We start from the raw sequence: 22,930 nt of genomic DNA, 5'->3' as shown, positions 1-22,930 counted from the left end.
TGTCACCTCACGATTGAAAGAGACGCGAGTAGAGCCGATCCTGCGTGGCCCCGAAGAGATCGAGGAGCGGCGCCGGCTGCGCGAGCTCATCGACGCCGTGATCTCCGCACTCATGCAGCACCGCGTCGAGGAGCGGCGCGCTCTCGAGTTGCAGTCGCTGTGCCTCCAGCGGCCCGATGAGCCCGAGGCGCACCGCCGCCGAGACGACGCCGCGGAGCGAGGCGTGCAGGTAGACGGCCTGCGCGTCCTCGCGCGGGACGCCGAGCGCCGCGAGGGTCGCGCCGAACGCCGGCGCGTGGTGGCCCAGCGCCTCCCGCGCCCGCACGGCGGCGTCGAGGCGGCGGATCTCGGCGGAGGGGAAGACGCGCGCGCTCGTCGCGAGGAACGCGCGGCCCTGCGTCCGGCTCGCCCGGTTCGCGACGTGGTTCACGAGGAAGGCGTCGCAGGCGTCGTCGACGGCCGCGATGTCGAGCGGGCGCTCGTGCGCAGCCCGCACGAGCGGCAGCGCGCCGAGGCCCACCTGCCAGAGCGCGCTCGCGACGAACGACGAGAACGCGCTCCCGGGTCCGACCTCGCCGAGCTGCACCGCCGCCTCCAGGCCCGCGGAGTGCGCGAACCCTCCGACCGGGAACGCGGAGTCGGAGAGCTGGAGGAGGAGCCACCTGTTCATGCGCGCGGATGGAATCAGACAGAAGCAGAGGGGAGCGGACGGGAGCGGACGGAGAGAAGGGTGAACCCGCAGGCGCGGAGCGGCCGAGAGCGGGCTCCCCGCCTCAGAAGAGGCTGTACCTCTGCGCGAGGGGCAGGATCTTCGCGGGGTCGCAGCGGAGGAGCTCGCCGCCGGCCCGCACCTCGTACGTCTCGGGATCGACCGTGATCGGCAGGAGCGTGCTGTTGAGGCGCATGTCGGCCTTGCCGATCTTGCGGCACCGGCGGACCGCCGAGAGGCGCTTCTTCAGGTCGAGTCGGCGGATGCTCCCCTCGTCCATGGCGCGGCTCGACACGAACGCGATGCTCGTCTCGCCGACCGCCGCGCCGAGCGAGCCGAACATCGGGCGCATGTAGTACGGCTGAGGCGTCGGGATCGACGCGTTCGGATCGCCCATCTGCGCCCAGGCGATGAGGCCGCCTTTGATGACGAGCTCCGGGCGCGCGCCGAACATCTGGGGCCGCCACAGCACGAGGTCCGCGAGCTTGCCCGGCTCGACCGACCCGATCTCGTGGGACATGCCGTGCGCGATGGCCGGGTTGATCGTGTACTTGGCCACGTAGCGGCGGATCCGGAAGTTGTCGTTGTCGCCCTGCTCCTCGGGCAGACGGCCGCGCTGATCCCGCATCTTGTGCGCGGTCTGCCAGGTCCTCGTGATCACCTCGCCGACGCGGCCCATCGCCTGGCTGTCGCTCGAGATGATGCTGATCGCGCCGAGGTCGTGCAGGATGTCCTCGGCCGCGATGGTCTCGCCGCGGATGCGGCTCTCGGCGAACGCCACGTCCTCCGGGATGTTCCGGTCGAGGTGGTGGCAGACCATGAGCATATCGAGGTGCTCGTCGAGCGTGTTGACGGTGTACGGGCGCGTCGGGTTCGTCGAGCTCGGGATGACGTTCGGCTCGCCGCAGATGCGCAGGATGTCGGGCGCGTGCCCGCCGCCCGCGCCCTCGGAGTGGTAGGAGTGGATCGTCCTGCCCTTGAACGCCGCGATGGAGTCGTCGACGTAGCCCGACTCGTTCAGCGTGTCGGTGTGGAGCGTGACCTGGATGTCCTCGTGCTCGGCGAAGCTGAGGCAGCAGTCGATGGCGGGCGGGGTCGTCCCCCAGTCCTCGTGCAGCTTCAGCCCGACGGCGCCGGCGCGCACCTGCTCGAGCAGCCCCTCGGGCGACGAGGTGTTCCCCTTGCCCGTGAGGCCGATGTTGAGCGGCAGGACGTCCGTCGCCTGCAGCATCAGCGAGATGTGGCGGGCGCCCGGGGTGCACGTGGTCGCGTTCGTGCCCGTCGCCGGGCCCGTGCCGCCGCCGACGAACGTGGTGACGCCCGACGCTAGCGCCTCGTATCCCTGCTGCGGGCAGATGAAATGGATGTGCGCGTCGACGCCCCCGGCCGTGACGATGTGGCCCTCGCCCGCGATGACCTCCGTCGTCACGCCGACGATCATGCCCGGCGTGACGCCGGCCATCACCTTCGGGTTGCCGGCCTTGCCGATCGCCGCGATGCGGCCGCGCTTGATGCCGATGTCGGCCTTGTAGACGCCGGTCCAGTCGACGATGAGCGCGTTCGTGATGACGCAGTCGAGCGCCTCGTCGTTCGAGACGCCGGGCATCTGCCCCATGCGATCGCGCAGCACCTTGCCGCCGCCGAACTTGCACTCGTCGCCGTAGGACGTGTGATCCCGCTCGACCTCGGCGATGAGGCCGGTGTCGCCGAGCCGCACCCGGTCGCCGACCGTCGGCCCGTAGATATCGACATAGTGCCGCCGCTGCATCCTGTGGCTCATGCCTGCTGCTCCTCCCGCGCGGCGTGCGCCGCCCCGTGCGGGCCGACCTGCACCAGCGTGATCGTCCTCTCGTCGCCCGGCTCGAAGCGGACCGCGGTGCCCGCGGGGATGTCGAGCCGCATCCCCGCCGCCGCCGCCCGGTCGAACTCGAGCGCGCGGTTCGTCTCCGAGAACGGGTAGTGGCTGCCCACCTGGATCGGCCGGTCGCCCAGGTTCTTCACGGGGAGGGAGAGCCGCCGCCGGCCGGGGGAGAGCTCGATCTCGCCGGGCTTCACGAGCACCTCGCCGGGCGTCGGCTCGGCCGTCACCTCTCCCTGACCTGCGGGCTGGAAGAGCGACACGTCGGGCACGGGGAGGAAGCTGCCGTGGAGCGCGAGCGCGAGATCGCCGTGCTCGAGCGCGATCGGGTGGTGGACGGTGACGAGCTTCGTCCCGTCGGGGAAGGTCCCCTCCACCTGGACCTCGGCGACCATCTCGGGGACGCCGGCCATCACCTGCGCGCGCCCGAGCAGGCGGCGGCCGACGTCCATGAGCTCGGCGACGCTGCGGCCGTCGCGGATCAGCTCGAGGATCTGCGTCGCGATGAGCGCGACGGCCTCCGGGTAGTTGAGCCTGACCCCGCGCGCGAGGCGCTTCTGGGCGAGGAAGCCCGCGCCGTGCAGCACGAGCTTGTCGAGATCACGAGGCGCAAGGTGCATGTTCGCCCTCTCTCCGGCGCGGCGACGCCGCGGCTTTGCCAGCGCGGCGCGACGCTACCACTTTCGTGCGAACGGATCATCACCGAGCTCACCCGCGAGGAAGCCGAGCGCGCCGCGGAGGAAGCCGGCCACGCGCTCGACGCTCGTGCCCGCGACGCGCACGACGGCGCCGCCGCCCCGGAGCGGGCTGGCCGACGCGACGAGCTCGGCGCGCCGCTCGGGCGGCGGCCGCGGCGCGAGCAGCGCCTCCGCCGCGCTCGCGGCGCGCGGGCCGAGCGCGACGAGCGTCGCGAGCGCGTCGAAGCGCCCCATGCGCTCGGGCAGCGCGCCGTGCGCGGGATCGAGCCGCGTCGCGTCGAGCAGCACGGCCCGCCCGCCGCGGCTCACCCGGGTGCGCGACGTGTACCGGTCGAACGCCCAGCGCTCGCCCCGCGCGCTCCGGCCCGAGGACAGCGCGTCGACGAGCACGAGCGACGCGTCGTCGGCGAGCGCGACGTCGATGTCCTGCTCGTACCGCGAGCCCGCGAAGCAGACGACCGGATCGGGGATCGCGACGAGGAGCCCGCCTGCTTGAACCTCGGCCTCGAGGTGCTGGCGGCTGACGAGGGGCGAGCGGTAGACCTTGGTCGAGGCCTGGGTGCTGAGCAGCGCGGCGGCACCGCGACCGACGCGCGCGTGGAGGTGGAGCTCGTCGCCGCCGACGAGGCCGCCGCCGAAGCTCGCGACGAACACCCACGCTGCCTGCCCGTGGTTCCTCGGAGCGAGCAGCTTGAGCGGGCTCCTGGCGAGCGCCTTCTCGAGCACGGTGCGCCCCGCGACGCGCGTGAACACGAGCTCACCGCTGCCGGCCTCCCCTGCGCGCCGCGCGGGCGGCGGCGGGTCTCGCAGGGCGGCGGGAGGATCGCTGGGCGTGGTCACGGGCCGGCGTGCGTACCACGGACCGCGCCCCGGCCGCGAGGGAACACAGGCACGTACCGGGCGCGAGGGGGCGCAGCGCACACAGGGGATGGGTACGTCACGCGACCAGGAACACGACCAGGAAGGTAGGGAGAAATTCGAATCATCTTCCCGATTTCCCTCCTTCGCCTGGAACATGAAACATCCCGGACATGTGAGCATGCTGTCGGGACTCTCCCGAACACCACTACGGTGTTATGAGCGAGCCAGCCACTGCGTTCCTCCTGTCCCTGACGACAGCGCGTGTCCGGGGTGTCCGCCGGCCGCTGTGGGCGTTCCGTGACTCGCTGTGATGTCGTTTGCATGGATGACATGTTGCTTGACGGGAAAGCCCAGCTCGGGTCAGCTCGTCGGGCGGCCGGGGGGCCGCGGAGGGGGTCCGATGTTCATCGTCAGGAAGGGCGAAATGCCGCCGTGGTCTCGTCGGTTCAAGGAAGCGGCGTCCCGCCTGCTGGAGCGCCACGGCGGGACCCCGTTCGAGCTGCGCTTCTGGGGCGGCGAGCGGCTGCGCTTCGGCGCGGGCGCGCCCGAGTTCGCCGTGACGTTCAGGACGCGTCGGTCGCTCTGCGAGACGGCGTTCCGGGGCACGCTCGGCCTCGGTGAGGCGTATGTCCGGCGCGAGGTCACGTTCGAGGGAGATCTCGAGGACTCGCTCGCCGGGCTGTTCCAGCTCGCGCGGTCCGTGGAGGCGCGCCTGCCGCGCCTCGTGCCCGCGTCGTCGTCGTTCGACCGCGGCCTCTCGGGCGTGCTCGACGCGCTCCGGCTCGGGCTGCTCTCCGGGGCGGCGAAGCGCGAGAGGCTCGCCGTCGAGCGTCACTATGGGCTGGGCAACGACTTTTACCCTCTTTACCTGGACAGGCGCCTCCAGACGTCGTGCGGTTACTTCAGCTCTCCGGGCGAGACGCTCGACGACGCGCAGGCGCACAAGATCTCCCTCGTCGCGCGGAAGCTCGCGCTCCGGCGCGGGCAACGGCTCGTGGATCTCGGCTGCGGATGGGGGCACCTCATGTTCCACGCCGCGGAGGCGTACGGGGTGCAGTGCCTCGGTATCACCCTCTGCGAGAACCAGGCGAGGTACATCCGCGAGCAGGCGGCGGCGCGGCGGCTCCCGGTCGAGGTCCGCGTGATGAGCTGCGACGAGCTCGAGGACGAGCCGCGGTGGGATCGTCTCGTCTCCCTGGGCTCGATGTGCCATGCCGGCGAGCGCCGTATCGAGGTGTTCTATGACAGGGTGAAGGCGCTGCTCGCCCCGGGCGGCGTGTGCCTGCTCGAGAGCGTCACCAGAGAGCAGGAGTCGTCGCGGACTGACCCCTTCCTGCAAAAGCACATCTTCCCGGGGTACTGGCCTCCTTCGCTCGAGGGGATGGCGACGCGCGCCTCGGCGCGCGGCCTCGACGTGCTCGACGCGGAGAACCTGCGGCGCCACTCCGCGCTCACGGCGCGCTGCTGGCGCCGTAACTTCCTGGAGAACAGGGAGAAGATCGAGCGGGTCACCGGCTTCGACGGCGCCTTCATGAGGACGTGGGAGTTCTATCTCGCGTGCGCGGCCGCCGCGTTCCGCAGCGGGCACCTCGGCGCCATCCAGATGGTGCTGGCGAACGGGGCTCCACGCGACTACCCCCTCGCACGCGAGCCCCTGTATGCCACGGAGGAGCCCTCGTTGCGGGAACGCGCGCCGATCGTCCCGGCCGTGCAGCTCAGTTCGTGGGGGGCGGCGCTGCCGTCCTGATCTGTCGGGCGCGCCCGCGCGCCCCCCGCGTGCCGGTGGGGCGCGCGGGGCGCGCGTCCATTGCGCGGAAGAGCTTGTTAAGCCCGCGCGGCCAGCTATCAGCTAAGGATGAGCGAAAGGCTTGCGGCCAGCGCCCGTCGCGGCGCCGCGCGCTCGTGGTCCGTGTCGCGCCCTCGCTCCGCGGCGCGCCTGGTCTGCGCCGCCGCGGGGCTCGTCGCGCTCTGTCTCCTGCTCGCATCGTGTACCCAGGTCCGCTACATCGCGCAGGCGGGCGTCGGCCAGCTCTCGATGGCCTGGCGCGCCGAGTCGCTCGAGGACGCCGCCTTCGACGCCCGCAAGCCGTGGCGGACGCGCGCGCTGCTGCGCGAGGTCCCGCACATCAAGCGCTTCGGGGAGCGCCACGGGCTGACCCCGACCGGCAATTACAGGACGTATGTCGAGCTCGATCGCCCAGCCGCGGTCTGGGTGGTGAGCGCGTGTGAGCCGCTGCGGTTCCGCTCGAAGACATGGAGTTTTCCTATCGTGGGTACGGTCCCCTACATGGGGTGGTTCGATCTCCAGGATGCCAAGGCGTTCGCGGCGCCGCTCAAGGCGGCCGGCTGGGACGTCGACGTGCGTCCGGCGGGCGCCTACTCGACGCTCGGCTGGCTCGAGGATCCGGTCCTGTCCACGATGATCTCGGACGGGGACGAGGCGCTCGGCGACCTCGCCAACGTGGTGCTCCACGAGTCGCTGCACGCGACGCTGTACGTGAAGGGGCAGACGAGGTTGAACGAGAGCCTCGCGAGCTTCGTCGGGGACGAGCTCACCAAGCATTACCTGGACGAGCGGGTGGGCCCCTTCTCCGCGGAGAAGACGGCCTACATGAGGGAGATGGAGAGGAGCGAGGTGCGGACGCGCGCGCTGCACGCGGCCTACGTCCACCTCAATCGGCTGTATGCGTCCCCGGCGCCCGACGCCGAGAAGCGGGCGGAGAAGGACGCGGTGCTCGCCCGGCTCAAGGCCGACATCGGGGCGCGGCGTCCGATCAACAACGCGTCGCTCGTGCAGTTCCGTGTCTACAACTCGGGGACTCCGGAGCTCCGGGCGCTGCTCGCGACCTGCGGTGGCAGCTGGCCGAGGTTCCTGGGCGCGTTGCGGAGGCTCGAACGCCACAGATTCTCCGCGCCCCAAGAGAACATCGCCCGGGTGGTGGAGCCGCTGATCGAGGCCGGCTGCAGGTAGTCCAGCGAGCTGCGCTGTGTGCCGCGAGCTGCGCCGTGTGCCGTGCGCTCCGCTATGTGCCATGCGCTGCGCCCATGTGCGGTGAGCTGCGCGCCGCGCTGCGTATTGCGGGCTGCGCCGCGTAGCGCGCTGCGCCTTTGGCGGGGGAGTACGCCGTCGAGATACGACGCAAAGCGTCGGTGGCAGTCATCCTGCCCTAGTGCACTTCTTCGCTTCCACGGTGCAATGCGGGGCGTCCAGCGGCTCGAGGATGAACATGTTCATGTCCAGGTAGTATTTGCGTTCTGGATCTGAACCCATCCCTGGATCGGACCAGTCCCTGCGGAAATGTATGACCGGTGCAGGCCTCCGGGGTCGCGCGCGCGCCTCGGAGGGAGGGTTTCAGCGGCAATTTTGGCTGCTGGGCGCCAGGACCGCGGCCCCTTCGCCGTTGGCCCGCCGGTTGCTCTATGTATCCACCAGATGTCGCCCCTGCTCGTCGTCCTGTTTCATGGGGACTCGAAGGGGGGGACCCCTGGCATAACCTTCGCAATGCTGCCCCGGTCTTCGGGGGGGACGCCAAGCGAGGTGATCGGCGGCGCTAGCCGAGCGATCGCGACCCCGCCGTCACCCGAATGCCATGGCCCTTGCGGTATCGGGCTCCTTGATTGACTTGTCGCCGGGTGCCGGCGGACAGCTTCGGTTCACGTGACGACAGACGCCTTACGAGGCGATTAAGGAGGGATGGTCGAGGCACGCGCGACGCGCGTCGCCCGTTGCGTTGGCTTAGCATGACCAGCTTGTCAGACCTCGGTCTGAGCTTTTCTTATCTGTTGTGCCGCTCTCGATGTTGACCCTGCTTACCGCTTCGCTTCAGCTTCTCCTCTGCTTCGCTTGAGCTTGCCCGTTCGATTCCGGTCTGCACTTCGCTTCAGCTTCATCTTTCGGTTTGACTGGCTTCTCGGATTGTCTTAGTCTTCCGCCCGTCTTCGCTTTATCTTCGCTCTTTACTTGATTGCGCTTCGTATTGCTTTCCTGACTTCTCTCTTCTGACTTCTGATCTCTTCTGATCGCGGGCCTCTCCAGGACTCCGGTGGACTCCCCTCCACCGGCGCGCCTGTGCGGTCCCGGTGGGTCCGCGAAAGCGGGCCTCAGGCCGGCGGGTTCTTCCCGACCGGCCTTTCTTTTTTGCTCGTGGCCGGTTGCGCCTCGAGTCTGAGCGCGGTTGTCAGCGGCTCTGAGCGCGGATGTCAGCGGCCGTCGTCGCCGGGGGTGTGCCTGGGGTGGACGGTGGCAGAGACGATCTTCCACTCTCCGTCGATCTTCTCGAGCCGCAGCACCACGGGCAGCTCGTCGCGCCGGACCTCATGCCCATGCCGGGCGCCCGTGACCGTCGCGGTGGCGGTCACCTCCGCCGTCATGCCGGCCGGGTCGACGTGGATCTCCGTGCCACCCAGGCTCACCTCCGCGGTCTGATAGACGACCGCTGCCTGGGTCGCCGCGTTCGCGAGCTCGTCGCGGCCGCGGAGGCTGTCGCCGATCTCGGCGATGCGGGCGCTCGCCTCCTTCGCGAAGATCTCGGCGAACTCACCGCGAATGCGGCCGTGGCGCACCAGCGGGTTCCGCTCGCCGTCGTCGATGCGCACCGCGTTCTCGAGCTGGGTGAGCCGGTCGCGGATCCGTTCCTCCTCGGAGGGCGACAGCAGCAGCGCCGCCGCGCCGAGGACGGCGCCGGCAGCGATGAACCCGAGCGGGATCCAGCGTTTCATGCGGCAAGTATAGGCGAAGGCGCCGCGCGGGCGCGCGGAACCGCGGAACCGCGGAATCGCGGGACCGATTCCGCTGGCGCCCTCTGTGGGCCATCGCAGCTATCGCCCCACGATCGGCTCGAGGCACCGATCGCGCGCCTCGCGCAGGGCGCGGAGCTCGACGTCGATCCCCTCGCCGCTGCCCGCGTCGATGGTGAGCCGGTCGCCGCCGGTCGTGCCGAGCTCGGTGCAGGGCACACCCGCCGCCTTGGCCTGCCGCGCGACCTCGGCCGCGTCCTCGGGCCGGACGCTCACGACGATCCGGCTCGGCGCCTCGCCGAACAGCGCCTCGGCGAGCGGCTCGCGCGCGCCGCCGTCCGGCGCGCCCGGCAGCCGCACCCGCGCGCCCACCAGCGCCGCGGGATCGTCGGCGGCGGCGCAGCACTCGCCGAGGGCGATCGCCAGCCCGCCCTCCGAGACGTCGTGCGCGCTCCGGAGGAGCTGCGGCCGCGAGCGCGCGAGCGCGAGGCAGAGCCCCTGGAGCCGCGCCTCGCGGTCGAGATCGAGCGCGGGGGGCGGCCCCTTCACCTCGCCCGTGTGGCGCGCGACGTACTCGGAGCCGCCGAGCGGGCCGCCGCGCGGATCGCCGAGCAGCAGCACGGTCAGACCCGCGGCGGAGAACGAGGCCCGCAGCACGTCCCCCGCGTCCGCGATGAGCCCCACCACCGCGACCGTCGGGGTCGGCAGGATCGCGCGGCCGTCGGTCTCGTTGTAGAGCGACACGTTCCCGCTCACGACGGGCACCGACAGCGCGCGGCACGCCGCCGCCATGCCGTCGATGGCGAGCGCGATCTGCCGCATGATCTCCGGCCGCTCCGGGTTGCCGAAGTTGAGGCAATCGGTGAGGCCGATCGGCTCCGCGCCGGCGCACACCACGTTGCGGCACGCCTCCGCCACCGCCATCGCCGCGCCCTGGAACGGGTCGAGCTCGCAGAGGCGCCCGTTGCAGTCGCTCGAGAAGGCGAGGAGCTTCTGGTGACGCTGGCCGTCCTTCTCGCAGGGGACGCGCACCACCGCCGCGTCGCTGCCGGGCCGGACCTCGGTGCCGCCCCGCACGATCTGGTCGTACTGCCGCCACACCCACGCGCGCGAGCCGAGGTTCGGGGAGCCCGCCATCTCGAGGAAGAGCGCGGACCACGAGGCCGGCGCCGGGAGGGAGCGCGGGTCGAACGCCCGGCGCGCCGGCAACGAGGCGTCGTCGCGCTGCGGGCGGTCGTACTTCGGCGCCGCGTCGGTCAGGAAATCCACGGGCAGGTCGCAGACGACGACCGGGTTCCGGGCCACGCCGGCGGCCGCGCCGCCGAGCGGGTCGTAGCCGGGCGTGGCGCGCACGACCCACCGGCCGGTGTCGGTCACCTTGCCGATGATCGCCGCGTCGAGCTCCCACTTCGTGCAGATCTCGATGACGCGCGCCTCGCACCCGGGCTTCGCGACGAGCAGCATGCGCTCCTGCGACTCGCTCAGCAGCATCTCGTACGGCGTGAGCCGGGCCGCGCGCCGCGGCACGAGGTCGAGGTCGAGGTCGAGGCCGCTGCCGCTCCGGCCCGCCATCTCGACCGACGACGAGGTGAGCCCCGCGGCGCCCATGTCCTGGACGCCGACGAGCAGGTCCTCCGCGAAGATCTCGAGGCACGCCTCGAGCAGGAGCTTCTCCATGAAGGGATCGCCGACCTGCACCGTGGGGCGCTGGCTCGGGCCACCCTCGGAGAACTCGTCGGAGGCCATGGTCGCGCCGTGGATGCCGTCGCGCCCCGTCTTGGCGCCGACGTAGAGCACGTTGTTGCCGACGCCGCTCGCGCGCCCGTAGAAGATGCGGTCGGAGCGGACGACGCCGCAGGTGAAGGCGTTGACGAGGATGTTGCCGTCGTAGGCGCGATCGAAGAAGAGCTCGCCGCCCACGGTCGGCACGCCGATGCAGTTGCCGTAGCCGCCGACCCCCGCGACGACGCCGCGCAAGAGCTGAGGCGTGCGCGGGTGCTCCGGCCGGCCGAAGCGGAGCGAGTCGAGGTTCGCGATGGGGCGCGCGCCCATCGTGAAGACGTCGCGCAGGATGCCGCCGACGCCGGTGGCCGCGCCCTGGTAGGGCTCGATGTACGACGGGTGGTTGTGCGACTCCATCTTGAAGACGGCCGCGAACCCGTCGCCGATGTCGACGACGCCCGCGTTCTCGCCGGGCCCCTGGATGACCCGCGGGCCGGTCGTGGGCAGCCGGGCGAGGTGGACGCGCGAGCTCTTGTACGAGCAGTGCTCGCTCCACATCACGCTGAGCACGCCGAGCTCGGTGAACGTCGGCTGCCGCCCGAGGCGCTCGCGCGCGCGCTCCCACTCGCTCGCCGAGAGCTTGTGCGCTTGCGCGAGCGCGGGGTCGACCGGCGGATCGCCGGGGAAGGGGGAGGGGGCGTTGACAGGGGCGGCGCTCATCGCGGCCTAGCTAGCGCAAGGACGGGGAGAGGGGAAGCCGCTGAGCGCGGCCCTACGTATCGCGCTTCACGAGCAGCGCTGTCAGGTCGTCGATCTGCTTGGCCGAGCCGGCGAAGCGGCGGACCTCGGCGAGGAGCGCGCCGAGGATGTCGGACGTGGGGCGCGCGTGCAGGCGGTGGATGAGCTCGCCGACGCGCTCCTTGCCGAACACCTGCCCGGCGGCGTCCTGGTACTCGTAGAAGCCGTCGGTCAGCAGCACGAGGAGATCGCCCGGGGCCATCACGAGGGGCGGCGTCGGGGGCAGGTCGAGATCCTTGAACATGCCGAGCGGGACGGTCGACGGATCGCGCCACACGACCTGGCCCTCGGCCGCCCGGTAGTGGAGCAGCGGCCCCTGCCCGGCCGCGTGGAAGCGGAGCTGGTGCGTCGTCGGGTCGAGGACGCCGAGGAACGCCGTGATGAAGCGGTCGTTCGGCAGGTCCTCGAGGAGCTGCTGGTTCACGTGGTGCATGAGCGCGTCCATGTCGGCCGAGAGGCGCAGGCCGATGCGGAGCATCGCGCGGAACTGGGTCACGCTGAGGGCGGGGCCGATGCCGTGGCCGGCCGCGTCGGCGAGCAGCAGGATCATCGGCGACATGTCCGCGCGCTCGTCGAGACGGATGACGTCGTAGATGTCGCCGCCCGTGTCGTCCGCCGGCTTGCTGAACGCCGACAGCGAATAGCCGGGGCAGCGCGGCAGCCGCCGCAGGAGGATGTTCTGCTGGATGTCGCGCGCGATCGTGAGATCGTGCTCGAGCTTCAGCTTGATCAGGCGCTCCTCGAGCAGGAGCGTGCGCTGCACGGCGACGGCCGCCTGCGCCGCGAGCAGCTCCGCCACGTCGCGCTCGTCCGGGCCGAAGTGGTCCGCCTTCGAATTCAGCATCTGGAGCACGCCGACGAGTTTGTCGTCGAGCCCGATGAGCGGCACCGTGATGAGGGATTTCGTGTGATACCCCGTCCGGCGGTCGATCTCCTGATTGAACCGCGGGTCGGAATAGCAGTCGTCGACGAGGATGGTCTGGCGCTTGCGCGCGCATTCCCCGGCGATGCCCTTGTCGATGCTGACGCGGATCTGGGCCTCGCCCGTGGCGACACGGGAGTAAAGCTCCTTGGCCTCCTCGTCGTAGAGGAAGACGCTCCCGCGGTCGGCGCCTATCACCTCCCGCCCCGTCTTGATGATGAGCTCGAGCAGCTCCGTGAGATCGCACGGCGCCGCGAGCTTGCGCGAGACGTCCAGGATCAGGATGAGCGACGACGCATCGATCAGGGAGGGAGTGCCGGCGCGCATGCGGCCGGAGAGTTTGGGCTACGTGGAAATAGGGGTCAAGACATGGTCTCGCCCCGGGGGCCCGGGACGACGTCGTCGCCAGCGCGTGCCCCGGCGCGCGTCGGCGTTCCTGACCTCGGCGCGGCCCAATTTTCGAGCGACGACGGTCGCGAGCGCCCCGGCGACGCTGCGAGATCGCCATCGATGCCGTCGGCGCGGGGCTCGGGGTGGTGGAGGTCGGCGCTACCACCTCGGCCCTACCTGTCCTAGAACACGCGACGCACTCTCCTTGAAAGCGAGCCCTTCGATGAACCGCCTCCGCCTCGTCGCCCTCGTCCCGGCCACTGCCCTGGTCGTGGCGGCCTGCGACGCGCCGCCCGCGCCCGTCGGCGCGGCGCCCGACGCCTCGCCCTCCGCCGCCGCGCCGGCCCAGCCGCAGCCGGTCGACGCGACGCCGCACGCGGTCGACGCGCCGCCGCAGGCGAGCGCCCCCGCGGCGGCTGCCAGCGCGGGCGCTCCGGCGGCGACGGACGCGGGGGCGCCGGCGGAGGACGCGGGCCGGAAGCGCGAGGACGCTGGTGCCGCGACGGCGGCGCGCGACGCGGGGACGCCCGTCGGCGACGCGGCAGCGCGCGACGCGGGCGGAGGGCGCGCCGAGGCGCCGGCGGCGACCTCCGCGCCCGCGCCCGGCACGGCGGCGCCGCCCGCGGTGCCGCCCGCCGAGGCGGGATCCGCGGACGCCGTCGCGGCCGAGGTCGACGCGATCTTTGTGGGCAAGAAGACGTACTTCGCCCGCTTCAAGCAGGAGCACACGCAGAAGGTCTCGGGGGCCGTCAAGAAGCAGAGCGGCGCGCTGTCGGTCCAGAAGCCGGACAGGATCTCGTTTCGCTACGATCCGCCGAACCAGAACCGCATCGTCTCCGACGGCGTGTCGCTCAAGGTCTACGTCGCCGAGGACCGGCAGATGTTCGTCACGCCGGTGCAGAACTCGGAGTATCCGGGCGCCCTCTCGTTCCTCATGGGCCACGGGCTCCGCCCGTCGTTCACGTTCACCTTCAACGAGAAGGCGAAGTTCGAGGGCGGCCCCGTGCTCGTCGGCAAGCCGCGTGCGCCGACTCCCCACTACGAATTCGTGATGTTCTATATCGACAAGGCGCTCCTCGCGAAGAAGGACCCTGGCGTCGTGCGCCGCGTCCTCATCGTCGACGCGCAGGGCAACCGGAACCGGTTCGACTTCGAGAACGCGTCGCAGCCCGCGTCGATCGATCCGGCGGAGTTCCAGTTCACGGCGCCGCCCGGCACCGACGTCAAGCAGAACTGATGACCCCGCGCCTCTCGCTCTCGGAGCTCTTTCCCGACATCCATCCGGAGTGGATCCTCGCCGAGGATGCCGATCTCATCGTCGTCGACAAGCCGGCTGGCCTGTCGACGCACGCGCCGGAGGCGGAGCGGATCGACGACATGGTGACGCGCCTCCGCGCCTTCCTCCGCGGCCGGGGCGACGCGGAGGCGTACCTCGGGATCCACCAGCGGCTCGATCGCGACACGTCGGGCGTCCTCCTGTTCACGCGGCGGCGCGAGGCGAACGCCGCCGTCGCGCGGCAGTTCGAGGGGCGCACGGTGCAGAAGACGTACGTCGCCTCGGTCTCCGGCTTCGGCGATCGCCCGCCGCGCGGCACCCTGCGGCACCGCCTCGTCCCGGCGCCGGGAGGTGCGATGCGCGCGCTCGCCGAGACCGGCGGGGCGCGAGAGGATCGGGCCGCGAGCGGCGTGCTGGCGATCACCCGCTACCGCCTCCTCGAGCGCCGCGGCGACCGGGCCCTGCTCGAGCTCCGGCCCGAGACAGGCCGCACGCATCAGCTCCGGGTGCAGCTCGCGGCGATCGGCCTCCCCATCGCCGGCGATCCGCTCTACGGCGGCCCCGAGGCCCCGCGCCTGCTCCTGCACGCCGCCGAGCTCCGCCTCGATCACCCGGCCACGGGCGCGGCCGCGACCTTCCGCTCGCAGCTGCCAGCAGTCTTCGAGGCGTGGCTCGCGGCAGCGCCGGCGGACCCGTACGCGGGCGGCGTCGCGGCCGTCGAGCGCGCCATGCGCGAGGCCGCCGAGCGGCGGTACGGGATCGCGCGCGCCGGTGACACCACGGCGCTCCGGCTCGTCCATGGCGCGGGTGACGGACTCCCCTCCGTCTCCGTCGACCTTTATGGCGAGCACCTCGTCGTGTCGCTGTTCGGCGCGGGCGAGGGCGAGCCGGGCGCGCCGCCGCGGGACCTCGTGCTCGACGCGGCTCACCGGCTCGGGGCGAAGGGCGTGTACCTCAAGGCGCGCCCGAAGCACGCGAGCGTCATCGTCGACGCGCGGCGCGAGGAGTTCGCGCCGCGGCACGCCGTCCGAGGGGAGGACGCCCCGGAGGAGTTCACCGTCCTCGAGCACGGCTTGCCGTTCAAGGTGCGGCTCGGCGACGGGCTCTCGACCGGCATCTTCCTCGACCAGCGCGAGAACCGGCGGCGGGTGCGGGAGCTGGCCCGGGGGGCCCGGGTGCTGAACCTGTTCGCCTACACGGGGGCGTTCACCGTGGCGGCCGTGGCGGGCGGCGCGCGCGAGAGCGTGACGGTCGACGTGTCCCGGGGCGTGGTCGCCTGGGCGCGCGACAACCTCGCCGCGATCGGCGCGGACCCGGCGGCGCACGTCGTGGTCGAGGCCGACGTGTTTCCGTGGCTGAAGGCCGCCGCCCAGTCCGACCGGCGCTTCGACCTCGTCGTGCTCGATCCGCCGAGCTTCGCGACCACGAAGAAGAGCCGCTTCAGCGCTGCGAGCGATTTCGGCGCGCTCGCCGCGCTCGCCTTCCGCGTGCTCGCCCCGGGCGGCAGGCTGCTCGCCTGCACCAACCACCGTGGCATCGCGCGCGCCAGGTTCCGGCGTCATTTGCACGAGGCCGCGCGTGAAGCAGGATGCGACGTCGTGCAGATGAAAGATCTCCCCGATCCCGTCGATTTTCCCAGCGAACCAGGCGCGGAGCCCCACCTGAAGAGCGTCCTCGCCAGCGTGGGCGCGCCGCCCGCGAGGGCAGGGAAGGCTGCGCCGCCCGCGAAGCCAGGGAAGGCTGCGCCGCCCGCGAAGGCGGGGAAGGCTGCGCCGCCCGCGAAGCCAGGGAAGGCTGCGCCGTTCGCGAGGGCGGCGAAGGCCGCGCCCGCCCGGGGCGCGCGCCGAGGGCCCGCTCCGGCCCGGACGACCCGCCGAGGTGCGCGATGAGCCAGCGGCGCCTGCTCATCACGATCAGCTCGTACAGCTATCTCGAGCCTGCCTTCCTGGCCGCGGGCGACTTCGAGCGCGGCCTCGTCGAGCGCAAGAGCTTCCCCGACGGCGAGCGCTACCTGCGCGTCGCGGTCGACTGCTGGGGGCGCGACGTGGTCCTGCTCGGCGGCGCCCCCCGGGACCTCGACTGGCTGGAGATCTACGACCTCGGCTGCGCCATCTCGCGCGCAGGCGCGCGGTCGCTCTCCATCGTGATGCCTTATTTCGGCTACGCGACTATGGAGAGGGCCGTGAAGCCGGGCGAGGTGGTGACCGCGAAGACGCGAGCGCGGCTCATCTCGGCGATCCCCTCGTGCGACGCGGGCACGCGCATCTTCCTCTTCGATCTGCACACCGATGGCATCGAGTTCTACTTCAGCGACTCGCACGTGACGCGCCACCTCTACGGCGCTCCGCTCATCACGCAGGCTGTCCGCGAGCTGATGGGCGATCGCCCGTACGTGCTGGCGGCGACGGACGCCGGTCGGGCCAAATGGGTGCAGAGCCTCGCCCGCGGCCTCGGCGTCGAGCCGGCGTTCGTGTACAAGGAGCGGAGAGGCGACGGCGTCGGCGTGACCGGCATCAACGCCGATGTCTCGGGCCGCGAGGTCGTCATCTACGATGACATGGTCCGCACCGGCTCATCGCTCGTCCAGGCGGGGCGCGCCTACCTCGCCGCCGGCGCATCCAAGGTCCACGCCGTCGCGAGCCACCTCGTCTTGCCGGGCGACTCGCTCGAGAAGATCAGGAAGGCTTCCGTGTTCACGACGCTGCTCGGGACCGACTCGCACCCTGGCAGCCAGCAGCTCGCCGATGCGCCCGGCGCCCTCCACTCGGTGGCGCCGCTGCTGGTGCGCGCGCTCGAGCGGGAGACCTAGGGCACCTCCGGCCCTACGTGAGGTTCGTGAGCGGCCCGGTGCAGTACTCACGCAAGCCGAACGTGGTCCGGGTGTCGCCGAACAGGTTCAAGATCGAGACGAGCAGGTTGTTGTGCGGGAGATTCGGGTACCGGACCCAGCGCCCGGTGCGCAGGCCCCCGCCGCCGCCGGCCAGCAGGAACGGCATGTTCGTCTTCCTGTGGGTCGGCGGATCCGAGATCTCGGAGCCGAAGAAGACGACGCTCTCGTCGAGCAGCGAGTGCCCGCCCATGTCGACCTTCGCCATCTCCTGCAAGAGATAGAGGTGCTGCTCCGAGTACCAGGTGTAGATGAGCTCGCACTCGGCCGGCCTGAAGCCGCCCATTTCCTGGTAGAAATGGTGGTGCTCGGTCAGGTTCAGCCACGGCAACGTGTGCTTCGCCTCGGTGTCGCTCCACTGCAGGGTGCCGACCGCGGTGATGTCACAGGCGAGCGCCATCACCAGCATGTCCGTCATCAGCTTGCCCACCTTGGGGATCGCCGCATCGGTCGAGCTGTCCACGATCGAGCCGGGGTCGTCCGCGTTGAGCCCCGCGCTCGGGTTGTAGTCGGACGTGTCGACCAACGTCGGGGCCTTGCAAGCGTTCGTCGCAGCCGGCGTGCTGCCGAGGCTCTGCTCGATCTCGCGGATCTTCGTCAGGTGCTGGTCGATCTTCTGCTTGTCGGCCGCGCCGAGCCTCGCGGAGACGGCGGCGTAGCGACGGTCGACGAAGTCGAGGATCGATCGCTTCCGCGCGAGGCGGAGGGCGGCGTCGTTGCTGGCGCCGGGGTTCAGCGTGCCGAAGAGCTCGGTGAAGATCTCCACCGGATCGAGGCGCGGCTGGATGGGGTTGTACGGCGCGGTGTCCTCGAAGTTGGCGATGTTCATCGGCGTCATCCGGCCGTGGGACTTGCCCGTCGCCCAGCGCACCGCGAACTGGATGCTCGCCTTCGCCGTCCGACCGGCGGAGATCCGGGAGGCGATCACCTGATCGATGGACGGCCCCCTCGCGTAGCCGCTGCTGCCGCCGGCGCCCTCTTGCGCCGTGCCGGTGAGCCAGGCGATGATCCCGCACTGGTGCTGCTCCCCGATCGCGCTCTTCATGTCGAGGCCGTCGACGACGAGCAGCCGGTCCTGCACCAGCGCGAGCGGCGCCAGGATGGGGCCCAGGGTGAAGCTCGTCTCGGTGCCGGTCGGACGCCAGCGGTCGATCAAGGTCCCGCCGGGCGTGTAGACGGCGAGGAAGCGCCGGGCGGGGGCGGGTTGCGCGCGCGCCGGGCGCTCGGTTCCCATGATCTCCAGCCACGGGAGCGCGACGGCGATGGCGCCGGCGCCTCGCAGCATGGAACGTCGGCTCAAGCGGAATTTCGACATACCCCTCGCTCCTTTCAGGCAGCCATGTAGAGGAGACCGTCCGTCTGGGTGAGCTCGACGAGGAGCGCAGGTTCGTGACTTGCGGGCCCAGACATGGTTCTCCCTCCTCACCCGCATCGGCCAAGCCGAGATCCCCTGATTCAACAACACTCTTTACGAAATGACCAGGGGGATTGTCGTGCGGGGCCCACCACGATGCGGCTCACCACGAGGGCCCATGCCGCCGCGCGCTGGTGCGAGGGGCCACGTCGTCGAGCGCGCAGCGCGCAGCGCGCGGCGCCGAATTCCCTTGCCGGCGCCGATCGGCGCGTGGATGCTCGCCCCGGATGCGCGGCTCGCGCAGAAAGGATGAGCGTCGAGGCCATGGACGAGCTGGTACGACAGGTCGCAGAGAAGGTTGGTATCTCGGAAGACAAGGCCCGCGTGGCCGTGGAGACGGTGGTCGGTTTCCTGAAAGAGAAGCTCCCCGCGCCGCTCGCCGCCCACGTCGACACCGCGCTCGGCGCGGCGGCCCCCGCCATCGCCAACCTCGACGTCGGCAGCCTCGCAGGCTCGCTCGGCGGCCTTTTTGGCAAGAAGTAGCGGCATCTCCGCCGAGCGCGCCGCCGGAGCGCTCTCGACCGAAGTCCATCTCTCCTCTCCTGATCCTGACCTGGACGACGCCGCCTCCGCGCTTTGCGCGGAGGCGCGCTCATGTCCAGGACGTGCTCGCGCTTCGCTGCCTGGCGCGGCGTGAGCATGTGCCGATCGCGCCCCGGCACGTCACGGCTCCGTCCTGGTCCGGCGCGCGCTCGACCCGGCGCCGCGACCGCGGCCTCGATCTGGGTTGAGTCTTCGCATCCCCTCGAGCGCGGGCCCTGGAGCGGGCCGTCTCGGGCGCGGCGGCTGGCGATAAGCGTGGAGAACCGCGGGTTTCCTGGACGACGCGCGCGCAGCGACGGATAGCGGCTGCACAGGCGGGCTCCGGCACCGGGCTTGCGAGCATCGAACGCCTGGAGAAGCACCCGCCCACCTCTCTCTTCACGCGGGCGGTCCGCTTCCGCGAGGAGAGGAGCGATATTCCATGGCGTCCGTGATCGGCGGCGAAGCCGCGTTCATCGGGTCCTTGACCGAACTGATCGAGCTCAACTGGTCCACGGTGGACGCGCTCGCAGCAGCGCTCTCGCGGATGAACCGACCAGGCGACAAGAGCCGGCTCGCGAGCTTCCTTCACGATCACGAGCGTCACCTCGAGGTGCTCGCCGCCCTGGCCCACGAGCTCGGCGAGCCGCCGATGGAGAGCGCCGTCCGACCCAAGCTGAAGAGCAAGGCGCTGACGAACGGGATGGTCGGAGATCGCGCGATCCTCGAGGCGATGAGGCATTACGAGGAGGACAGCTGCGCTGCTTACGAGCGGATGATATCCTTCCGCGAAGGCCTCTCCGAGCGCGCGCGCGACGTCCTCCGGCACTCGCTCGCGGTGGAGCGGCGCCACCGGGACTGGTTCTCCGAGCAGCTCGACTCGCGACAAGGGCTTTTGCTGTTGCCGCTGTAGCGCGCGAGCGCCCTTTGGAAGACGCGGCCCTCTTCCGTCGTCTCGTGTATCATCGCGGCGATGATTCGCCCTCTCGTCCTTGCATCCCTTGGCATCACCCTTCTCCTCCTCGGCTGCGACGAGCCCAAGAAGCCCGTTGCGGGAGCGGCCTCGGCCGTGCCTTCTGCGGCGAAGCCCGCCGACGCGCCTCCTGCCGCGAGCCCCGCGGCCACGGCCAGCGCGCCGCCGAAGAAGCAAGAGGTGGTGTGCACCAAGAGCGATCCGGTGACGTTCTCTCATCCGGCGCTCGAGGCCAAGGTGCGGCAGCAGCTCCAGAAGCCCGAGGGGCCGATCAAGCGCGCCGAGCTCAAGAACATCAAGACGATGAACCTTTCGGACGCCCAGGGGCTCGACGAGCTCGATCCGTGCATTTTCCCCGAGCTCACGGGCGTCAAAGGGCTCTACCTGCCGCCGGGCAAGATCGACGACCTCCGCCCGATCAAGGGCCTGCTCCGGCTGGAGTCGCTGCGCGTCTCGGCGACCCTGGTCAAGGACCTCTCGCCGCTCTCCGGCCTGGTCAAGCTCGACCGGCTCGACATCGGCCGCACGCCCGTCGCCGACCTTTCGCCGCTCGCCGGCCTCACCAGCCTCACCGAGCTCCAGCTCGATGAGACCGAGGTGACCGACGTGAGCCCGCTCGCCGGCCTGAAGAAGCTCGAGATGCTCCAGATGAAGCGGACGCGGGTGAGCGACGTGTCGCCGCTCCGGGAGCTCAAGAGCCTGAAGAACGTCTACCTCGAGGGCTCGCGGGTCGAGGACGCGAGCCCGCTCCGGTCGATCCCCGGGATCAAGATCCACGAAGGCTGAGGCGGCCGGCCCTCGCGCCGCCGCCTGCGGGCCGCGCCGAGCGCCGCCATCGCGAAGAGGCCGAGCTGCCAGCCCGCCCCAGCGGAGCCCGCGGCGCCCGCGCCGGCTGCGCCGCACTCGCAGCGCAGCTGCCCATGAACGCCGACGTTCATGCCGGGCGCGCCCTCCTCCGCGTCTCCGGTGGCTGGAGCGCCCCCGGAGCCGGCCTCGCCAGCCCCGCCGCCGCCTTCGCCCGGCGGCGGCGGCGCGTCGATGACGTGGAGCGCCGGCCCGGAGCCCTGCACCAGGAACGGGCGCGGCCGCAGCGCCGGCCCGAGCGGCAGCGCGGCGAGCCTCGCTGCCGGCCACACGACGGCCTCGCCCGGATCGAGATGCCAGGCGGCGGCCACCTCGGCATCCGGCACGGCCCGCCGATCGGCGCCGTCGATCAACCAGAGGGAGGCCGCGCCGTCGTCGCCGCGCACGAGCAGCGGCGACGACGGGAACGCGTCGCCCTCCGGCAGCGCCAGGAGCGCCGCGTCCGGCGCGCTGGCGACGTCCCAGAACCGCGAGAACCCCCAGGCGTCCAGCGCGCCGTCGCCGCCGAGCGGCCGCCTCACGCCGGAGGGCAGATCGAGCGGGCACTCGAGGGCCCTCGGGCTCCCCTCGAGCTCCACCTCCTCGCCGCTCGAGCCGTCGACCCCGTAGGCGTGGACCGCGTGGTCGCCCCCGAGCAGGCTGAGCGGCATCGGCGCCTCGAAGCCGTGCGCGCACGAGCCGAGCGGCTCGCAGAGGTCGTCGCGGCGCACGTCCGCGGGGAAGCTGTAGCCCTCCGCGCCGTCCTCGGTCGCGGGGACGTCGAAGTAGAGCCGCGCGTCGCCCGGCGCGCTCTCCGCGTCCGGGTCGCGGGTCCATCCCGCGATACCGCTGCAGCCGGCGGTCTCGAGGGCGCCCTCGGGGGGCTCGTTGAGCAGCGCCTCGTACGAAGCGACGAGCGATGTGTAGGGCGGCACGTAGACCACGCCGACGCCGCTCACGGACTGCCGCACGTTGAAGTGCAGGTGAATGGTCGTCGGCGTGCTCCCGTAGACGTTGGACACCCGCCCGATGCGCTCTCCCCGCGACACGTCCTGGCCGGGCGAGACCTGGACATCCGACATGTGCAGGTAGTCGTAGCGAGTCCCGTCCTCGCCGGTCAGGTAGACAGAGTAGCCGCCGACGCTCGTGATGGTGCCATCCACCACCGCGACGACCCAGTGTCTCCCCGCCTCGCACGTCGCCGGCCGGATGTCCTGCCCCTGGTGCCCTGTGCCGGAGGGGCAGAGAGGCATCTCCCACGAGCGCAGCTCGCAGTAGTTGTCGCGCCACGGATAGGCGTAGTTGTCCGTATCGCACTGTCCACCGGCCGGGCCCGCGCTCCCGCCTTTGCTGTAGACCTGGGAGTTGGCGAACGCCGGGCCCTCCTCGAGCGGAAAGCGCATGGAAGGCGCGTACACGACGTCGTCGGCGCGCCCCTCTCCCGAGCCAGAGAGGAGCTCGCCGGCCGGATGGTACGAGAACGGATCGGCCGCGGCGGCGCTCGGCGGGAGCGCGAGCGCGAGCGCGAGCGCGGCTGTCGCGACCAGCGAGGCCAGCGCGGCGGAGCGGGGGCGCGGCGGGCGGAGCGGCGCGATCATGGCATGTCCCCCGCGGCCCTGGGCTCGTCGCCGCCCACATAAACGAGCCCCGAGGCGAGCTCGAGGACGAGCGCGTCCGAGGCGCAGGCCGGCGCCTCCGGGGAGGCGCACTCGACGTCGAGCGCGTACGAGACGCCGTTCTCGGTCCACGACGCGCTCCAGATACCCTCGTTCGCCGTGACGAACGCAGGCGCCCCGCGCACGGCGCGGGGCCCCCGGAACGGTGGAATGCTCGGATATTTGTGCGCGAGGCGGGTCATCGTGAGCGAGACGGTGATCGCGTCCGTCTTTGCCCAGAACGAGGTCCAGTGCTCCCTGGCAACGAGGACCGGCGCCGCGAGGAGCTCGCGCCGGGACGGCACGAGCACCGGGACCCGCGAGGTCCTGGCGGCGTGAGCCGCCGTCTTGGGGAGCGCCGCGAGCGCGGTCCGGTCGAGCGAGGCGGAAGGGGGCCAGGTAACGGCGGCGATCACCGGGGTTGCCGCCGCGGACAGCGGCTGGGCGGCCGCTGGATCGGGCGGCGTCTCGGAGGGGGGCGCGGCCTGGTCGCACGCGGCGACCGCGACAGAGAGGAGGACAACAACAGCCGTGGGAACGCCGCGCATGAGGCCTCGCGGAAGGGGACCCTCTATTCTAGTCGAAAATCGGCAGGCCTGGCCAAGAGGTGGTGGGGGCGCGCAAGATGTCGCCAGGATGTGACCGGGACGACGTGACGTGCCGCG

At 71.5% G+C, this 22,930-nt stretch carries 18 protein-coding genes; 8 read left to right on the top strand and 10 right to left on the bottom strand.

The features are described 5' to 3' along the window. Positions 1-7: 7 nt before the first annotated feature. The 4 genes from WME73_RS35620 to WME73_RS35605 all read right to left on the bottom strand — a co-directional run bounded on the left by WME73_RS35620 (position 8) and on the right by WME73_RS35605 (position 4,105). Positions 8-670, bottom strand: a complete 663-nt coding sequence (locus WME73_RS35620) for an urease accessory protein UreF (protein WP_437912434.1) — start codon at positions 668-670, stop codon at positions 8-10. Positions 671-773: 103 nt separating this feature from the next. Then, complete coding sequence (ureC, locus tag WME73_RS35615) at positions 774-2,489, bottom strand: urease subunit alpha (protein ID WP_437740809.1); 1,716 nt, start codon at positions 2,487-2,489, stop codon at positions 774-776. Further along, on the bottom strand, positions 2,486-3,187 hold the full coding sequence (ureA, locus tag WME73_RS35610; protein ID WP_437740808.1) for an urease subunit gamma: 702 nt from the start codon (positions 3,185-3,187) through the stop codon (positions 2,486-2,488). Before ureA ends, ureC begins: the two co-directional genes overlap by 4 nt. Before the next feature lie 54 nt (positions 3,188-3,241). Then, positions 3,242-4,105: an urease accessory protein UreD gene (locus WME73_RS35605; protein ID WP_437912433.1), complete on the bottom strand. Its 864-nt coding sequence runs from the start codon at positions 4,103-4,105 to the stop codon at positions 3,242-3,244. 421 nt (positions 4,106-4,526) lie between these two features. Here WME73_RS35605 and WME73_RS35600 point away from each other — a divergent pair, with 421 nt between their 5' ends. Together WME73_RS35600 and WME73_RS35595 are read left to right on the top strand one after the other, a co-directional pair. Continuing rightward, positions 4,527-5,873 carry a class I SAM-dependent methyltransferase gene (locus WME73_RS35600; RefSeq protein ID WP_437740806.1) on the top strand — a complete coding sequence of 449 codons (1,347 nt, stop codon included), beginning with the start codon at positions 4,527-4,529 and terminating at the stop codon, positions 5,871-5,873. Between the two features lie 108 nt (positions 5,874-5,981). Then, positions 5,982-7,097, top strand: a complete 1,116-nt coding sequence (locus WME73_RS35595) for an aminopeptidase (RefSeq protein ID WP_437740805.1) — start codon at positions 5,982-5,984, stop codon at positions 7,095-7,097. A gap of 1,229 nt (positions 7,098-8,326) precedes the next feature. Here WME73_RS35595 and WME73_RS35590 read toward each other — a convergent pair. The 3 genes from WME73_RS35590 to WME73_RS35580 form a co-directional block, all read right to left on the bottom strand. After that, the gene (locus WME73_RS35590) at positions 8,327-8,845 is read right to left on the bottom strand and encodes a nuclear transport factor 2 family protein (RefSeq protein ID WP_437912432.1); all 519 of its coding nucleotides are present in this window, start codon (positions 8,843-8,845) and stop codon (positions 8,327-8,329) included. A gap of 99 nt (positions 8,846-8,944) precedes the next feature. Continuing rightward, positions 8,945-11,305 carry a phosphoribosylformylglycinamidine synthase subunit PurL gene (purL, locus tag WME73_RS35585; protein WP_437912431.1) on the bottom strand — a complete coding sequence of 787 codons (2,361 nt, stop codon included), beginning with the start codon at positions 11,303-11,305 and terminating at the stop codon, positions 8,945-8,947. A gap of 52 nt (positions 11,306-11,357) precedes the next feature. Continuing rightward, positions 11,358-12,632, bottom strand: coding sequence for a SpoIIE family protein phosphatase (locus WME73_RS35580; protein ID WP_437912430.1), 1,275 nt, complete (start codon positions 12,630-12,632; stop codon positions 11,358-11,360). A gap of 286 nt (positions 12,633-12,918) precedes the next feature. On the opposite strand from WME73_RS35580, the gene WME73_RS35575 reads away from it, so the two are divergent. From WME73_RS35575 to prs, 3 genes are read left to right on the top strand one after another with little or no spacing between them, the layout of a single operon-like run. Further along, on the top strand, positions 12,919-13,932 hold the full coding sequence (locus tag WME73_RS35575) for a LolA family protein (protein WP_437912429.1): 1,014 nt from the start codon (positions 12,919-12,921) through the stop codon (positions 13,930-13,932). Continuing rightward, entirely contained in the window at positions 13,932-15,860 is a 1,929-nt protein-coding gene (locus WME73_RS35570) for a class I SAM-dependent methyltransferase (RefSeq protein ID WP_437912428.1), read from the top strand. Before WME73_RS35575 ends, WME73_RS35570 begins: the two co-directional genes overlap by 1 nt. Continuing rightward, the gene (gene prs / locus WME73_RS35565; protein ID WP_437524274.1) at positions 15,857-16,780 is read left to right on the top strand and encodes a ribose-phosphate diphosphokinase; all 924 of its coding nucleotides are present in this window, start codon (positions 15,857-15,859) and stop codon (positions 16,778-16,780) included. Before WME73_RS35570 ends, prs begins: the two co-directional genes overlap by 4 nt. 13 nt (positions 16,781-16,793) lie before the next feature. On the opposite strand, the gene WME73_RS35560 is transcribed toward prs, so the two are convergent. After that, positions 16,794-18,143 carry a DUF1552 domain-containing protein gene (locus tag WME73_RS35560; protein ID WP_437912427.1) on the bottom strand — a complete coding sequence of 450 codons (1,350 nt, stop codon included), beginning with the start codon at positions 18,141-18,143 and terminating at the stop codon, positions 16,794-16,796. A gap of 378 nt (positions 18,144-18,521) precedes the next feature. Here WME73_RS35560 and WME73_RS35555 point away from each other — a divergent pair, with 378 nt between their 5' ends. The 3 genes from WME73_RS35555 (at position 18,522) to WME73_RS35545 (ending at position 20,553) form a co-directional block, all read left to right on the top strand. Next, entirely contained in the window at positions 18,522-18,755 is a 234-nt protein-coding gene (locus WME73_RS35555; RefSeq protein WP_437740798.1) for a hypothetical protein, read from the top strand. 481 nt (positions 18,756-19,236) lie between these two features. Further along, on the top strand, positions 19,237-19,707 hold the full coding sequence (locus WME73_RS35550; protein WP_437740797.1) for a ferritin-like domain-containing protein: 471 nt from the start codon (positions 19,237-19,239) through the stop codon (positions 19,705-19,707). Between the two features lie 60 nt (positions 19,708-19,767). After that, a complete protein-coding gene (locus tag WME73_RS35545) occupies positions 19,768-20,553 on the top strand; it encodes a leucine-rich repeat domain-containing protein (RefSeq protein WP_437912426.1) in 786 nt (261 codons plus the stop codon). On the opposite strand, the gene WME73_RS35540 is transcribed toward WME73_RS35545, so the two are convergent. Beyond that, positions 20,478-22,208: a M23 family metallopeptidase gene (locus tag WME73_RS35540; RefSeq protein WP_437912425.1), complete on the bottom strand. Its 1,731-nt coding sequence runs from the start codon at positions 22,206-22,208 to the stop codon at positions 20,478-20,480. The two genes, WME73_RS35545 and WME73_RS35540, sit on opposite strands and share 76 nt — an antisense overlap. Next, the gene (locus tag WME73_RS35535) at positions 22,205-22,813 is read right to left on the bottom strand and encodes a hypothetical protein (RefSeq protein ID WP_437912424.1); all 609 of its coding nucleotides are present in this window, start codon (positions 22,811-22,813) and stop codon (positions 22,205-22,207) included. The genes WME73_RS35540 and WME73_RS35535 overlap by 4 nt, the downstream gene beginning before the upstream one ends. Positions 22,814-22,930 lie beyond the last annotated feature (117 nt).

It is taken from the genome of Sorangium sp. So ce302 (assembly GCF_051530145.1).
Taxonomy (GTDB): Bacteria; Myxococcota_A; Polyangia; order Polyangiales; family Polyangiaceae; genus Sorangium; species Sorangium cellulosum_B.
Note: the sequence above shows the minus strand (reverse complement) of the source record. Positions and strands in the feature narration are given on the sequence as shown.